Raw genomic sequence first — 13,224 nt, 5'->3', positions numbered from 1 at the left:
CGGGCTTGCTCGCGAAGGCGGTAGCCGCTTTACGCAGTTCTAGCGGCTTTGCAAGGATTCCAGCAACTTCACCGTCGGGTACCCATCCGCCGGCCAGCCCAACGACTGCTGCGCCGCACGAATCGCCTTGCGCGTATTGGCACCGATGATCCCATCCGGGTTGCCCGCCTCATAACCCTTGGCACTCAACACCGTCTGCAACTCGATACGCTGGGAGCGGGTCAGTGGCAGTTCGTCCGTTGGCCAATCCCCACGAATCACGCCGCCCCCGCCAAAACGCTCGGACAACAGGCCGACCGCCAGGGCGTAGGACGACGAGTTGTTGTACTTGAGGATCGCACGGAAGTTATCCAGCACCAGGAATGCCGGACCACGGTGGCCTGCCGGCAGCAGAAGGGCAGCGGACAGCGTATCTACATTGGGCGGTACGCTGGCACCGGCGGGCACCTGCAGCCCCAGTCTCAACCATTCGCCCACTGGCTTGCGTACCACGCCATCGGCCAGCGCGTAATCGAAGCTCACGGGTAACTGTTGCACCTCAAAACCCCAGGGCTGGCCTTTCTGCCAGCCCGAGCTCTGCAGGTAGTGCGCGGTGGAAGCGAGGGCGTCGGCCGAGCTATTCCAGATATCGCGGCGACCGTCGCCATCGAAGTCCACCGCGTGGGTGTTATAGGTGGTTGGAATGAACTGAGTCTGGCCCATGGCACCGGCCCAGGAACCGCGCATCTGCTCGGCCGGGATATCGCCGTGCTGGATGATTTGCAGCGCGGCCAGCAACTGCGCCTGGGCGAATGCCGGGCGGCGGCCTTCGTAGGCCAGGGTCGCCAGCGAGCGGATCACCGAGTTGTTGCCCTGGAACGTGCCGAAGTTACTCTCCATGCCCCACACCGAGACCAGCACCTGGCGATCGACGCCGTAGCGTTGTTCGATGCTTTGCAGGATATCGGCGTGTTTGATCAGCAACGCCTGGCCATTGCGCACGCGTAGTGGCGACAAGGCGCCGTTGAGGTATTCCCAGACCGGGCGGGAAAACTCCGGTTGGCTGCGATCGGCGCGGATGACTGCCATGTCGGGGGTGACGTTGGCGAATGCTGTATCAAACACCGCAGGGGTAATGCCGGCCTTGAGGGCCTCGACGCGAAAACCTGCCTGCCATTGGGCGAAGGTCTGGGTCGGCTGGATATCGAGATTGGTCACGGCCAGGGGCGCAACTACGGCGGGTGCGGCAACCGGTGCGGTCTGGAGCGTGGGTAGGGGCTGAGCGTCGGCGGCGGTGGGTTTTTCGGCGCAGGCGACTAACAGGATCAGGCTGGAGGCAGCAATCAATTGGCGAAGGTGCCAACGACGGGAAAGACTAGAGGGCATGCACAGGTCCAGGAAATACGAATCAGGTGCAGACCTTATCATGCCAGAGGGGCGCTTGCCTTCAGGCAGCCAGAAAGTAAGAAGCCTCCCAGCTATTAGACTGGAAGGCTTCGCGGCGGTAGCTGCCTTTGCCTTTGCCGGCTCGTTCCTGGCGACTGCGGAACAACGGCTGGGCGATGATGGATTTGGCCTTGTTGGGGCCATGCTTGGATGGCTTTTTGCTCATGATCGGGACTCTCCGATGGGGTGGGTAATGCGGTGCAAATCATCTGCCGAAGTTGGCCGGCTGTCCAGCCCGGCGCGATGTAGGACATGGCCTCGGTCTGAATGTGAAATGCCGGTTTGTGTGGGAGCGGGCTTGCTCGCGAAGGCGGAGTGTCAGTCACCTGATCCATTGACTGACACTGCGCCTTCGCGAGCAAGCCCGCTCCCACATTGGTTTTGTGTTGCTCTGGGGAATTTATTATTCGGCAGGCAGTGTCAGGCGCTGGCCGGACATGAGCAGCGACAAACGGCTCAAGCTCATCCACGGCGATCCTGCAGCCTGGCCCTTGATCTGTGCATCGATGCGCTGTGCCTCGAGTAACAGTTGCGCCCAGCGTTGCGCCGAGTGCCGTTGCAGCGCCTTGCTCATCAGGGGCTTGCGCTTGTCCCAGATCGGCGGGCGGGCCTGGCTGAAACATTTGTCCAGTGGCGTGCCCTGGCTGTATTGCAGGGCAATATTGGCCAGCACGCGCAGTTCGCGGGCCAGGGCCCAGAGAATCACTGGCGGTTCCACGCCTTCGCCGCGCAGCCCTTCGAGCATGCGCAGGGCATGCGCCGGCTCGCCATTGAGGATCGCGTCCACCAACCCGAACACGTCAAAACGCGCACTGTCGGCCACCGCTCCCTGCACGGTTTCGACGGTAATCTGCCCGTCTTCGGCCATCAGCTTGAGCTTTTCGATTTCCTGGGCGGCGGCCAGCAGGTTGCCCTCGACCCGAGCAGCAATCAGTTCGACAGCATCCTGGGTGGCCGATAGCCCAGCTTGCGACAGGCGTTGACGAATCCATTGTGGCAACTGGCTGCTATCGACCGGCCAGATCTGGATGAGCTGGGTTTGCGCCCCTTCCACCAAGGCCTTGCCCCATTTGGTTTTCTGCGCACTGCCATCGAGCTTGGGCAAGCTGATCAACAGCAGCGTGTCCTCGGCGGGGCGTGAACAGTATTCCATCAGGGCTGCCGCGCCTTTATCCCCAGGCTTGCCCGAGGGCAGGCGCAGTTCCAGCAGGCGTTTTTCGGCAAACAACGACATGCTGGCCCCAGCCTGGAGCAGGGTACCCCAGTCGAAGCTGGCGTCGGCGCTGAACACCTGGCGTTCATCAAAGCCTTGCTGGCGCGCAGCTTGGCGAATGGTGTCGGCGGCTTCCTGGCACAGCAGTGGATCATCGCCACTGATGATGTACACAGGCGCGAGGCTGCCTTGCAGGTGTTTGGCGAGTTGGGCGGGAGCGAGTTTCATAGGCAGGATGAACGGGGCGCTTGACGCGCCCCGTCTGGTTTACTCGGCAGGGACTTCAACAGGCGATTGCTTGGGGATGCTGTTTTCATAGTCCTGCGCGGCTTTCAGCGCCTCTGCATCCGCCTTGGCCTTGGCGTCGGCAGTCTGCTGCAGAGCATCCAGTTGGGCCGGGCTGATCATCTGCAGGCGCATGACCATGCGCTGGACCAGGTCACGGCGCATTTCATTGCGCACCTGGCTGACCTCGGTGTCGGAGCCGACCATATTGTTGCCGTCATAGCTCACCACTTTCTGCACTTGCAACTTGTCGTTGATCAGTGGCAATTGGTCGTGGCCCTGGATTTGGAATACGAGCACGCTGCTCATTTCCAGATCGGAAGAGCGGCCGGCACTGGCGTAGCTGATATTACGCTGGGTTTCTTTCTCATCGACCAGCACCAGCTTGTAAGCCGCTCCGGGATAGACTTTGACGCCGCTGTTTTCCAGGGTTTGGCGCAGTTGAGTCACGGTTTCGCCATAGGCGTTGCGTGCGCTGACATCCAGTTCCTTGATCGCCAGTTCCGTGGTGCCGGTGCCGCGCAGCTGGAAGCCGCAAGCGCTCAGCAGTACGGCAAGGCCCATAACCAGCAGGTTGCGTTTGATCATTTTATTGCTCCCCTTGAAACCATGTGGGCCTTATCGAGGCCCTGGAGGTTTTGTTCGGCGCCGGGGCTCTTGCCCTGGCGCCCGATCCGATTAGCTAGCGACGATATTGACCAGTTTTCCGGGCACCACGATCACTTTGCGGATCGTCAGGCCTTCGGTGAAGCGCAGCACGTTCTCATTGCAGCGAGCGGCGGCTTCGACGTCTTCACGGCTGGCGCTGGCCGGCATGTCGATCTGGCCGCGCAGCTTGCCGTTGACCTGAATCACCAGTTGCAGCGTGTCCTGTACCAGGGCGCTGTCATCGGCGACCGGCCATGCAGCATCGATCACCGCGCCACTGTGGCCCAACTGGCTCCACAGGTCGTGGCTGATGTGCGGAGTAATCGGTGCCAGCAACAGCACCACAGTTTCCAGGCCTTCCTGTACCAGTGCGCGGTCCTGTGCGGTGGCTTGTGGCGCTTTTTCCAGCACGTTCATCAGCGTCATCACCTGGGCGATGGCGGTGTTGAATTTGTGGTGCTGGCCCACGTCCTGGCTGGCTTGCTTGATGGCCAGGTGGGTGCTACGGCGAATGAGTTTTTGCTCGTCGTTCAGCGATGCCACGTCCAGTTTGCCCGGCAAGCCCTGGCTGATATGGGCGTGCGCCAGGCGCCAGACGCGCTTGAGGAAACGGTGCGAACCTTCGACGCCGGAGTCCGACCATTCGGCGCTCATGTCAGGCGGCGAGGCGAACATCATGAACAGACGGCAGGTGTCGGCGCCGAACTGATCGATCATCGACTGTGGGTCGACGCCGTTGTTCTTCGACTTGGCCATCTTCTCGGTGCCGCCGATTTCCACCGGCAGGCCGTCGGATTTCAGCTTGGCGCTGATTACCTTGGCCTTGCTGTCACGTTCCAACTCGACGTCTGCCGGGTTGAACCAGGTGTAGGCGCCGTTGGCTTCGCGACGATAGTAGGTCTCGGCGATCACCATGCCCTGGGTCAGCAGGTTCTTGAACGGCTCGTCGGAACTGACCAGGCCTTCGTCACGCATCAACTTGTGGAAGAAGCGCGCGTACAGCAGGTGCAGGATCGCGTGTTCGATACCGCCGATGTACTGATCCACTGGCAACCAGTGGTCAGCTGCGGATTTCTCAACCAGGCCGCCTTCATAGTGTGGCGAGGCGTAGCGGGCGTAATACCACGAGGACTCGACGAAGGTGTCCATGGTGTCGGTTTCACGCTTGGCAGGCTGGCCGCATTTCGGGCAGTTGCACTCGTAGAACTCGGGCATGCGCGCCAGGGGCGAGCCGGCACCGTCTGGCACCACGTCTTCCGGCAGAACTACTGGCAGTTGGTCTTCCGGCACCGGCACATCGCCACAGCTTTCGCAGTGGATGATCGGGATCGGGCAGCCCCAGTAGCGCTGGCGGCTGATGCCCCAGTCGCGCAGGCGGAACTGGGTGCGCGAGGCGCCGAGGTTTTTCTTGATCAGTGCGACTTCCATGGCGTCGAAGGCACCGACGAAGTCCAGGCCGTCGAACTCGCCGGAGTTGATCAGGGTGCCGTGCTCGCCGTAGGCGTCTTGCCACGGGGCCGGGTTGCTATCGCCGGAACTGGTGCGTACCACCGACTTGATCGGCAGGTTGTACTTGGTTGCGAATTCGAAATCGCGCTCGTCGTGGGCCGGCACTGCCATTACTGCGCCATCGCCATAGTGCATCAGCACATAGTTGGCGACCCATACCGGCAGTTTTTCGCCGGTCAATGGGTGCTCGACGAACAGCGAGGTCGGCAGGCCTTTTTTCTCCTGGGTGGCGACGTCGGCTTCGGCCACGCTGCCGCCTTTGCATTCGGCGATAAAGGCCTGCAGCTCAGGATTGTTCTTGGCGGCCAGGGTGGCCAGCGGGTGTTCCGCGGCCACGGCGACGTAGGTCGCGCCCATCAGGGTGTCCGGGCGGGTAGTGAAGACTTTCAGTGCGCCCTCGGCGCCGATGGAATCGACGTTGTACGGGAACTGCACTTCCATGCCCTTGGACTTGCCGATCCAGTTGCGTTGCATGGTCTTGACCTGTTCAGGCCAGCCCGGCAGGTCGTCGAGGCTCGACAAGAGTTCATCGGCGTAGGCGGTGATCTTGAAGTAGTACATCGGGATTTCGCGCTTCTCGATCAGCGCGCCGGAACGCCAGCCGCGACCGTCGATCACTTGTTCGTTGGCCAGGACGGTCTGGTCGACCGGGTCCCAGTTCACGGTGCCGCTTTTTTTGTAGATCACGCCTTTTTCGAACAGGCGAGTGAACAGCCATTGTTCCCAGCGGTAGTAGTCCGGCTTGCAGGTGGTCACTTCGCGGGACCAGTCCACGGCCAGGCCCAGGCTGCGCAGTTGGGACTTCATGTAGGCGATGTTTTCGTAGGTCCACTTGGCGGGCGCTACGTTGTTTTTCATCGCGGCGTTTTCCGCAGGCATGCCGAAGGCGTCCCAACCCATAGGTTGCAGGACGTTTTTGCCGAGCATGCGCTGGTAGCGGGAAATCACGTCGCCGATGGTGTAGTTACGCACGTGCCCCATGTGTAGTTTGCCGCTGGGGTAAGGGAACATCGATAGGCAGTAGTAAGTCTCCTTGCCTGGCTGTTCACTGACTTCAAAGGACTTTTGCTCATCCCAGAAAGTTTGGGCGGCATTTTCTATTTCACGGGGCTGATATTGTTCGTGCATGGCTACTTTTGAACTGAATAGGGGTGGCCTAATCCTCTTCGGTGCATTGTCCGGGTTGATCGACACCAAAAAGCGGCGCGTCCGTGCCCAAACCCTGCGGGAAGTGGAGTTACAGGAAGCGCCGTAGCATACATGACCCCACTCTATCGAGGGAAACCCTGATTACGCAGCGCAGGCCGTTGGTCGCGGCGCGCGGTTGGTTGCGTCAGTGCAGCTACGCTGTTTATTGGGGAGTGAGACTTATCTTTAATGAGGTGAGGGGATGGTTGATTCGCAGCGAATGAGAACGAAACCTGACGTGTATGAAGGACTGATCGACCGCTTGGGTCGAGCACTGGACGCAGCAAGAACCGCTGGCCGATTGCGTGACGAACGGCCTGATGAGCTGGAGCTGCGAGGCTTGAGCCCCGCAGAGTTTGAAGTGATCAAGGCCTACCTGGACTTGAACGTGTACCCAATCCCGCAATGGGTGGCTCCTGTGCCAGCCAGGGAGCCGGTGCGATCGTCCAAGGTGGTATGGCTCAAGGACTTGTCGGCCGGCCGTGGCCCGGAAAAGCTACGGTCTGTGCGATTCAAGTGACCTGATCAGGGTTATCCACCGCTTGTAAAGATTGTCGCTAAACCCCGTTACACCTTAGGCTTCGGGCATCTTTGGAGATGCTCGATGCCTATTCGTTATTTCATCAAACAATTATTGCTGCCGCCCGGCATTCTCTTGCTGTTGCTGGCGCTTGCCTGGTGGTTTCGGCGTAGCCGTCCGCGCCTGGCGGGGCTGTGCTTTGCCCTGGGGTTTGGCGGGATGTGGCTGATCAGCCTGCCGGTGATGGTGGAGTGGGGGGCACGCACCCTGGAAACCGAACCGCCATTGGCCGTGGAAGACTGGGCCAGCCTGGCGCAGCGGGCCGATGCCATTGTCGTGCTGGGCTCGGGTCGTGAGCGGGGTGATCCGGCCTGGGGCGCAGACCAACCGACCGGTGTCGGCCTGGAGCGCCAGCGTTATGCCGCACGCTTGGCCAAGGCGTCGGGACTGCCGGTGCTGACCACCGGCGGCCTGCACTATGGCACGCCGCCCAGCGAGGCGGAGTTGATGGCGGTGTCGATGCAGCAAGACTTTGGCGTGGCCGTGCGCTGGAAGGAAGAGCGCAGCCGCACGACCTGGGAAAATGCGCAGATGAGTGCGGAGATCCTGTTGCCCCAGGGCATCAAGCGCGTGGTGGTCGTGACCCAGGCCTGGCATATGCCCCGTTCGGTATGGAGCTTCGAGAAGGCCGGCTTTACCGTGGTACCGGCGCCGGTCGGCTTCCTGGGGGTGGACAATGCCCGGCCGCTGGGCGGTTGGATGCCCGAGTTCAAGTCGATCTGGCAGAGCGGGCAGTTGATCAATGAGGCGGTGGGGCAGGTAGGTTACCGCCTGTTCTACCGTTAACCCCGCACATCAACATGTAGGAGCGGGCTTGCCCGCGATGGCGGTGTGTCAGTTATTGGATACTTGACTGACCCACTGCCATCGCGGGCAAGCCCGCTCCCACATTGGGTTTTGTGTTTTTCTGCTTAGACGGTCTTGGCCATGCGCCCGGCCAGCAGCGCCCAGCCAAACAGCCCCAGGCACAGGATGATCAGCGGCCACGAACGCCATTGCAGGTAAGGCGTCAGATTATGCATCGGTACCACTTCGCCGTAGAGGATGCCCCGCTGGAACTGCGGGATCTGCTCGGTGATCTGCCCGTACGGGTTGATCAGGCCGGTCACGCCGTTGTTGGTGGCGCGAATCATCCAGCGGCCAGCCTCGAGGGCGCGCATCTGGGCCATTTGCAGGTGCTGCAAGGGGCCGATGGAGGTGCCGAACCAGGTGTCATTGCTGATGGTCAGCAGCAAGTCGCTGCGGGCGGCGAGGCTGGCGGCGAACTCCGGGTAGACCACTTCGTAGCAGATATACGGCGCGATCTGATAGCCCTTGGCTTGCAGCAGCGCCTGGTCTTCAGGGCCGCGGGCAAAGTCCGACATCGGCAGGTCGAAGAAAGCAATCAGGCCGCGCAGCACATCCTGCAGCGGCACGTATTCGCCAAAAGGCACCAGCTTCTGCTTCAGATAGGTGCCGTCGCCCTGGCCGACCACGGTGATGCCATTGAAGTAGCGCTTTTCATGGCGCACTTCCTGGCGGATCGGCACGCCGGTGATCATCGCGCCGTTCCGGTCGGCGGCAAACTTGCCCATCATCCCCAGGTAGCCCTCGACGGACTCCTTGAGTACTGGCACGGCGGTTTCCGGCCAGATCAGCAGGTCTACGCGCTTGGAGGCAAAACTCATGTCGCGGTACAGCGCCAGTTGCTCGTTGAGCTGCGCCGGATCCCACTTCATGCTCTGTTCGACATTGCCCTGAATCGCGGCGACGGTCAGCGGCTCGCCAGCGGGGCTGGTCCAGGCGTGGTGCTTGAGGGCCAGGCCAATGGCCCACGGTGCCACCAGCAGTACCAGGCCGGCGCCGACAAACACGTTGCGCCTGGCCGCCAGCAAGCGGGGCAGGTTGACGATCAGCGCAGCGCTCAGGGCCAGGGCAAACGAAATCAGCCACACCCCGCCCAGCGGCGCGAGCCCTGCCAGGGGGCCGTCGAGTTGGCTGTAACCGGAGTACAGCCAGGGGAACCCGGTGAGGAACCAGCCGCGAAACGCTTCCTGGCCCACCCATAGCGCGGCAAACGCCAAGGCATCGGCCAGGGGCGCTTCGTTACGGCGGATCCAGCGTGCCCAGAGCCAGGCTGGCAGGGCAAAGAATAGGGCGATCGCGGCGGTGAAGGCGAGCATCAACAGCCCGGCCAGCAGCACCGAAGCGCCGCCAAAGTGATGGATGCTGTAGTAGATCCAGCTGGTGCCCGCGCCAAACAGGCCAAAACCGAAACACCAGCCACGCCCGAAGGCCTGGCGCGGTGTCAGTTGGCGCATGCCGGCATAGAACACCCCGACCGCCACCAGCGCCAGCGGCCAGATATCGAACGGCGCCAGCGCCAGGGTGGTGATAGCACCGGCCACCACGGCCAGCAGGTTACCGGGCCAGCCGGGTGCGGTGAGACGGCGCATATCAGTCCTTAGCGGGCAATAGGTGTCAGGCGGATCAGGTGGATGCGACGGCTATCGGCATTCAGGATGCGGAAGCGATAGGCACCGATCTCGGTGGTTTCGTTGCGCTTGGGCAGATGGCCAAATGCACTCATCACCAGGCCGCCGACAGTGTCGAATTCATCGTCGGAGAATTCGCTATCGAAGAACTCATTGAAGTTCTCGATCGGCGTCAGCGCCTTGACCAGGAAATCCCCGCTAGGCAGCGGCTTGATGTAGCTGTCTTCTTCGACGTCGTGTTCGTCTTCGATATCGCCGACGATCTGTTCCAGCACGTCTTCAATAGTCACCAGGCCGGCGACGCCGCCGTACTCGTCAATGACGATGGCCATGTGATTGTGATTGGCGCGAAATTCGCGCAGCAGCACATTCAGGCGCTTGGATTCAGGCACGAAGGTCGCAGGGCGCAGCAGGTCCTTGATGTTGAAGCTGTCGCCGTTCTCCTTGAGGATCAGCGGCAGCAAGTCCTTGGCCAGCAGGACACCCATGACGTCGTCATGGCTTTCGCCGATCACCGGGTAGCGCGAGTGCGCCGAGTCGATCACGGCCGGGAGGAATTCCCGTGGGGTCTGGGTCGCCTTGATGCTGATCATCTGCGAACGCGGGACCATGATGTCCCGAACTTGCAGGTCAGCCACCTGGATGGCGCCTTCGACGATGGCCAGCGCTTCGCTGTCCAGCAACTTGTTCTGATGGGCCTCGCGCAGCAGCTCCAGAAGCTCCTGGCGGTTTTTCGGCTCGTGGGCAAAAGCCTGGGTCAGTTTACCCAGCCATGACTTTTGCCCGTTGCTCGATCGGTCTTCGCTCATAGCGATTACTCTAAATCCTTGATTGTTTCAGTTGAGTGTCGATTAGTGTTCGTCGTCGGCATAGGGATCAGGATGACCCAACTCTGCAAGCAACGTTCGTTCCAGTGCTTCCATTTCTTCGGCTTCTTCATCATCTATATGGTCGTAACCCAACAGATGCAAGCAGCCGTGCATGACCAGGTGGGCCCAGTGGGCCTCCAGCGCCTTGCCTTGTTCCTTTGCCTCGCGCTCCACCACTGCGACGCAGATCACCAGGTCACCCAGTAGCGGGATATCCAGCAGTTCATCCGGTACATCGGCGGGGAACGACAACACATTGGTCGCGTAGTCTTTCTGGCGCCAGGTGTGATTGAGCTCGCGGCCTTCAGGCTCATCCACCAGGCGGATGGTCAGTTCCGAGTCAGCGGTGCGCTGGCGCAGGGCCAGTGCGCACCATTGGCGGAACTGTGCTTCGCTGGGGGCTGGCGCTTGGGTGGCCAGTTGCAGGTCAAGCTCAAGCATCGCGTCGGTTGTCCTTCGACAGGCCGTCGTCGCGGTGTTCGAAGCGCTCGTAGGCCTCGACAATGCGCTGCACCAGCGGGTGACGCACCACGTCCTTGGGCATGAAGTGGGTGAAGCTGATCCCCGGCACATCCTTGAGCACTTCGATGACCTGGCCCAGGCCCGACTTGGTGCCCTTGGGCAGGTCGACCTGGGTGATATCGCCGGTGATCACGGCGGTGGAGCCGAAACCGATACGAGTCAGGAACATCTTCATCTGCTCGACCGTGGTGTTCTGGCTTTCGTCGAGGATGATGAAGCTGTTGTTCAGGGTGCGGCCGCGCATATAGGCCAGCGGGGCGATCTCGATCACCTGGCGCTCGATCAGCTTGGCCACGTACTCGAAGCCGAGCATTTCATACAGCGCGTCGTACAGCGGGCGCAGGTATGGGTCGATTTTCTGGGCCAGGTCGCCGGGCAGAAAGCCCAGTTTCTCGCCCGCTTCCACTGCCGGGCGCACCAACAGGATGCGTCGCACCTGTTCGCGCTCCAGGGCATCTACCGCACAGGCCACGGCCAGGTAGGTCTTGCCCGTACCGGCCGGGCCGATGCCGAAGTTGATGTCGTTGCCGAGGATTTCCTTGACGTAGCGCTGCTGATTCAAGCCCCGTGGGCGAATCATGCCTTTTTTGGTCCGCAGCGCCACGCTGGCTTCGGCCACCGGGTTGTTGGCCAGGTCTTCTACGGCCGATTCCTGCAGGTACAGGTGCACCGTCTCCGGCGACAGCTCGCTACCCTTGGTTTCGCGGTAGAGGCGACGCAGCAGGTTTTCTGCAGACGTGGTGTGCTGGGGTTCACCAATGAGCTCGAACTGATTGCCGCGATTGCGGATCTCGATGCTCAGGCGTTGTTCGATCAGGCGCAGGTGCTCGTCGAACTGTCCGCACAGATTGGCGAAACGACGAGCCTCAAACGGCTCGAGGAGGAAACGATGGGGTTCTGCTATGGGTGCGTTCAAGGTTGCTTTTAGCCGCCCTTTGGCTGTTTAGGTGAAATAGAGGATAACGCCAGCTGCCGGTGTGCGAAAGCACTTAAGTTATCGGAATGCTGCGCGGTTCCCATGTGGGAGCGGGCTTGCTCGCGATAGCGGTGTGTCAGTCAATGTATTTGTCACTGATCCACCGCTTTCGCGAGCAAGCCCGCTCCCACATTTTGATCTCCATCAGTCAGGAGTATTGATCGGTTACTGGATCAACGAGCCGCGCAGCGAGTGCGGTTGCGCCGCGTCGATGTGCACATCGGCGAACTGGCCGATCAGCGTCGGGTTATCGCAACGGAAGTTGACGATCCGATTATTCTCGGTACGTCCCTGCAACTCGCCCGGGTCTTTCTTCGAGTAATCGGTGACCAGAATGCGCTGGGTCGAACCGACCATTTGTCGGCTGATCTCGAAACCCTGCTGGTTGAGGCGATGTTGCAGCGCGTTCAGGCGTTCCTTTTTCAGCTCCTCCGGGGTTTCGTCCGCCAGGTCTGCGGCCGGGGTGCCGGGGCGCTGGCTGTAGACGAAGGAGTAGGAAAAGTCGAAACCGACGTCTTCAATCAGCTTCATGGTCTGCTGGAAATCTTTCTCGGTCTCGCCGGGGAAGCCAACGATAAAGTCCGAACTGATGCAGATGCCCGGCACGGCGGCGCGCAGTTTGCGCAGCTTGGACTTGTATTCCAGGGCGGTGTGGTTGCGCTTCATCGCCGACAGGATGCGATCGGAGCCCGATTGCACCGGCAAGTGGAGGTGCTTGACCAGTTCCGGCACTTCGGCGTGTGCCTGGATCAGGCTGTCGGAGAACTCCAGCGGGTGCGAGGTGGTGTAGCGAATACGCTCGATACCGTCCACCGCCGCGACCACGCGAATCAGCTCGGCCAGGTCCGCCAGGCGCCCATCATGGGTCTGGCCCCGGTAGCCGTTGACGTTCTGCCCCAGCAGGGTCACTTCCCGCACGCCGTTTTCGGCCAGGTGGATGATTTCGGCCAGCACGTCGTCGAACGGGCGGCTGACCTCTTCGCCACGGGTATAAGGCACCACGCAGAAGGTGCAGTACTTGCTGCAACCTTCCATCACCGACACATAGGCACTCGGGCCGTCGATGCGTGGCTCGGGCAAGTGGTCGAATTTTTCGATTTCCGGGAACGAGACGTCAACCTGCGGCAGCTTGGTAATGCGCGCGGCGTCGATCATTTCCGGCAGGCGGTGCAGGGTCTGCGGGCCGAAGACCACGTCGACATAGGGCGCGCGGTCGCGAATGGCGGCGCCTTCCTGGCTGGCCACGCAACCGCCGACGGCGATCACCATCTCCGGGTTGGCCAGTTTCAGTTCGCGCCAGCGGCCCAGTTGCGAGTAGACCCGGTCCTGGGCCCGTTCGCGGATCGAGCAGGTGTTGAGCAGGATCACGTCGGCATCTTCGGCGCGAGCCGTGACTTCCAGGGCCTGATGTTCACCCAGCAGATCGACCATGCGCGAGCTGTCGTACTCGTTCATCTGGCAACCGTGGGTTTCGATGTAAAGCTTCTTGGCCATGGGAATCGTCAACTGGTGGTAAAGAACCGCGCATTATAGGG

Annotated in this window: 12 protein-coding genes; 2 read left to right on the top strand and 10 right to left on the bottom strand. The window is 61.3% G+C overall.

Features of this window, described 5'->3' with window-relative positions; all coding sequences use genetic code 11:
* Positions 1 to 39 precede the first annotated feature (39 nt).
* The 5 genes from JTY93_RS23230 to leuS form a co-directional block, all read right to left on the bottom strand.
* A complete protein-coding gene (locus tag JTY93_RS23230; protein WP_205478718.1) occupies positions 40 to 1,365 on the bottom strand; it encodes a lytic murein transglycosylase in 1,326 nt (441 codons plus the stop codon).
* A gap of 61 nt (positions 1,366 to 1,426) precedes the next feature.
* Positions 1,427 to 1,591, bottom strand: a complete 165-nt coding sequence (arfA, locus tag JTY93_RS23225) for an alternative ribosome rescue factor ArfA (RefSeq protein WP_003176285.1) — start codon at positions 1,589 to 1,591, stop codon at positions 1,427 to 1,429.
* Between the two features lie 237 nt (positions 1,592 to 1,828).
* A complete protein-coding gene (holA, locus tag JTY93_RS23220) occupies positions 1,829 to 2,866 on the bottom strand; it encodes a DNA polymerase III subunit delta (protein WP_205478454.1) in 1,038 nt (345 codons plus the stop codon).
* A 39-nt stretch (positions 2,867 to 2,905) separates the two neighbouring features.
* Positions 2,906 to 3,511, bottom strand: coding sequence for an LPS-assembly lipoprotein LptE (locus JTY93_RS23215; RefSeq protein WP_205478456.1), 606 nt, complete (start codon positions 3,509 to 3,511; stop codon positions 2,906 to 2,908).
* Positions 3,512 to 3,601: 90 nt separating this feature from the next.
* The gene (gene leuS / locus JTY93_RS23210) at positions 3,602 to 6,208 is read right to left on the bottom strand and encodes a leucine--tRNA ligase (protein ID WP_205478460.1); all 2,607 of its coding nucleotides are present in this window, start codon (positions 6,206 to 6,208) and stop codon (positions 3,602 to 3,604) included.
* Positions 6,209 to 6,470: 262 nt separating this feature from the next.
* Between leuS and JTY93_RS23205 the strand changes: the two genes are divergently transcribed.
* Positions 6,471 to 6,788 carry a hypothetical protein gene (locus JTY93_RS23205; RefSeq protein WP_205478462.1) on the top strand — a complete coding sequence of 106 codons (318 nt, stop codon included), beginning with the start codon at positions 6,471 to 6,473 and terminating at the stop codon, positions 6,786 to 6,788.
* An 84-nt stretch (positions 6,789 to 6,872) separates the two neighbouring features.
* Positions 6,873 to 7,634 carry a YdcF family protein gene (locus JTY93_RS23200; RefSeq protein WP_205478465.1) on the top strand — a complete coding sequence of 254 codons (762 nt, stop codon included), beginning with the start codon at positions 6,873 to 6,875 and terminating at the stop codon, positions 7,632 to 7,634.
* Between the two features lie 125 nt (positions 7,635 to 7,759).
* Here the strand turns inward: JTY93_RS23200 and lnt are convergent, their stop codons facing one another.
* The 5 genes from lnt to miaB form a co-directional block, all read right to left on the bottom strand.
* Positions 7,760 to 9,283, bottom strand: a complete 1,524-nt coding sequence (gene lnt, locus JTY93_RS23195; RefSeq protein ID WP_205478466.1) for an apolipoprotein N-acyltransferase — start codon at positions 9,281 to 9,283, stop codon at positions 7,760 to 7,762.
* An 8-nt stretch (positions 9,284 to 9,291) separates the two neighbouring features.
* Positions 9,292 to 10,131, bottom strand: coding sequence for a CorC family transporter (locus tag JTY93_RS23190; RefSeq protein WP_005791724.1), 840 nt, complete (start codon positions 10,129 to 10,131; stop codon positions 9,292 to 9,294).
* A 42-nt stretch (positions 10,132 to 10,173) separates the two neighbouring features.
* Positions 10,174 to 10,632 carry an rRNA maturation RNase YbeY gene (ybeY, locus tag JTY93_RS23185; RefSeq protein WP_169997659.1) on the bottom strand — a complete coding sequence of 153 codons (459 nt, stop codon included), beginning with the start codon at positions 10,630 to 10,632 and terminating at the stop codon, positions 10,174 to 10,176.
* Complete coding sequence (locus JTY93_RS23180) at positions 10,625 to 11,629, bottom strand: PhoH family protein (RefSeq protein WP_029292238.1); 1,005 nt, start codon at positions 11,627 to 11,629, stop codon at positions 10,625 to 10,627. The genes ybeY and JTY93_RS23180 overlap by 8 nt, the downstream gene beginning before the upstream one ends.
* Before the next feature lie 225 nt (positions 11,630 to 11,854).
* Positions 11,855 to 13,183 (bottom strand): tRNA (N6-isopentenyl adenosine(37)-C2)-methylthiotransferase MiaB, encoded by a 1,329-nt coding sequence (miaB, locus tag JTY93_RS23175; protein ID WP_169997657.1) that lies wholly within the window; start codon positions 13,181 to 13,183, stop codon positions 11,855 to 11,857.
* Positions 13,184 to 13,224: the final 41 nt, after the last annotated feature.

It is taken from the genome of Pseudomonas hygromyciniae (genome assembly GCF_016925675.1).
GTDB classification, from domain to species: Bacteria; Pseudomonadota; Gammaproteobacteria; order Pseudomonadales; family Pseudomonadaceae; genus Aquipseudomonas; species Aquipseudomonas hygromyciniae.
Note: the sequence above shows the minus strand (reverse complement) of the source record. Positions and strands in the feature narration are given on the sequence as shown.

Coding starts and splice junctions, on each gene's coding strand:
- miaB (WP_169997657.1), bottom strand. CDS start 13,183: ATGGCCAAGAAGCTTTACATCGAAACCCACGGTTGCCAGATGAACGAG.
- JTY93_RS23205 (WP_205478462.1), top strand. CDS start 6,471: ATGGTTGATTCGCAGCGAATGAGAACGAAACCTGACGTGTATGAAGGA.
- JTY93_RS23230 (WP_205478718.1), bottom strand. CDS start 1,365: ATGCCCTCTAGTCTTTCCCGTCGTTGGCACCTTCGCCAATTGATTGCT.
- lnt (WP_205478466.1), bottom strand. CDS start 9,283: ATGCGCCGTCTCACCGCACCCGGCTGGCCCGGTAACCTGCTGGCCGTG.
- JTY93_RS23215 (WP_205478456.1), bottom strand. CDS start 3,511: ATGATCAAACGCAACCTGCTGGTTATGGGCCTTGCCGTACTGCTGAGC.
- holA (WP_205478454.1), bottom strand. CDS start 2,866: ATGAAACTCGCTCCCGCCCAACTCGCCAAACACCTGCAAGGCAGCCTC.
- ybeY (WP_169997659.1), bottom strand. CDS start 10,632: ATGCTTGAGCTTGACCTGCAACTGGCCACCCAAGCGCCAGCCCCCAGC.
- JTY93_RS23200 (WP_205478465.1), top strand. CDS start 6,873: ATGCCTATTCGTTATTTCATCAAACAATTATTGCTGCCGCCCGGCATT.
- leuS (WP_205478460.1), bottom strand. CDS start 6,208: ATGCACGAACAATATCAGCCCCGTGAAATAGAAAATGCCGCCCAAACT.
- arfA (WP_003176285.1), bottom strand. CDS start 1,591: ATGAGCAAAAAGCCATCCAAGCATGGCCCCAACAAGGCCAAATCCATC.
- JTY93_RS23190 (WP_005791724.1), bottom strand. CDS start 10,131: ATGAGCGAAGACCGATCGAGCAACGGGCAAAAGTCATGGCTGGGTAAA.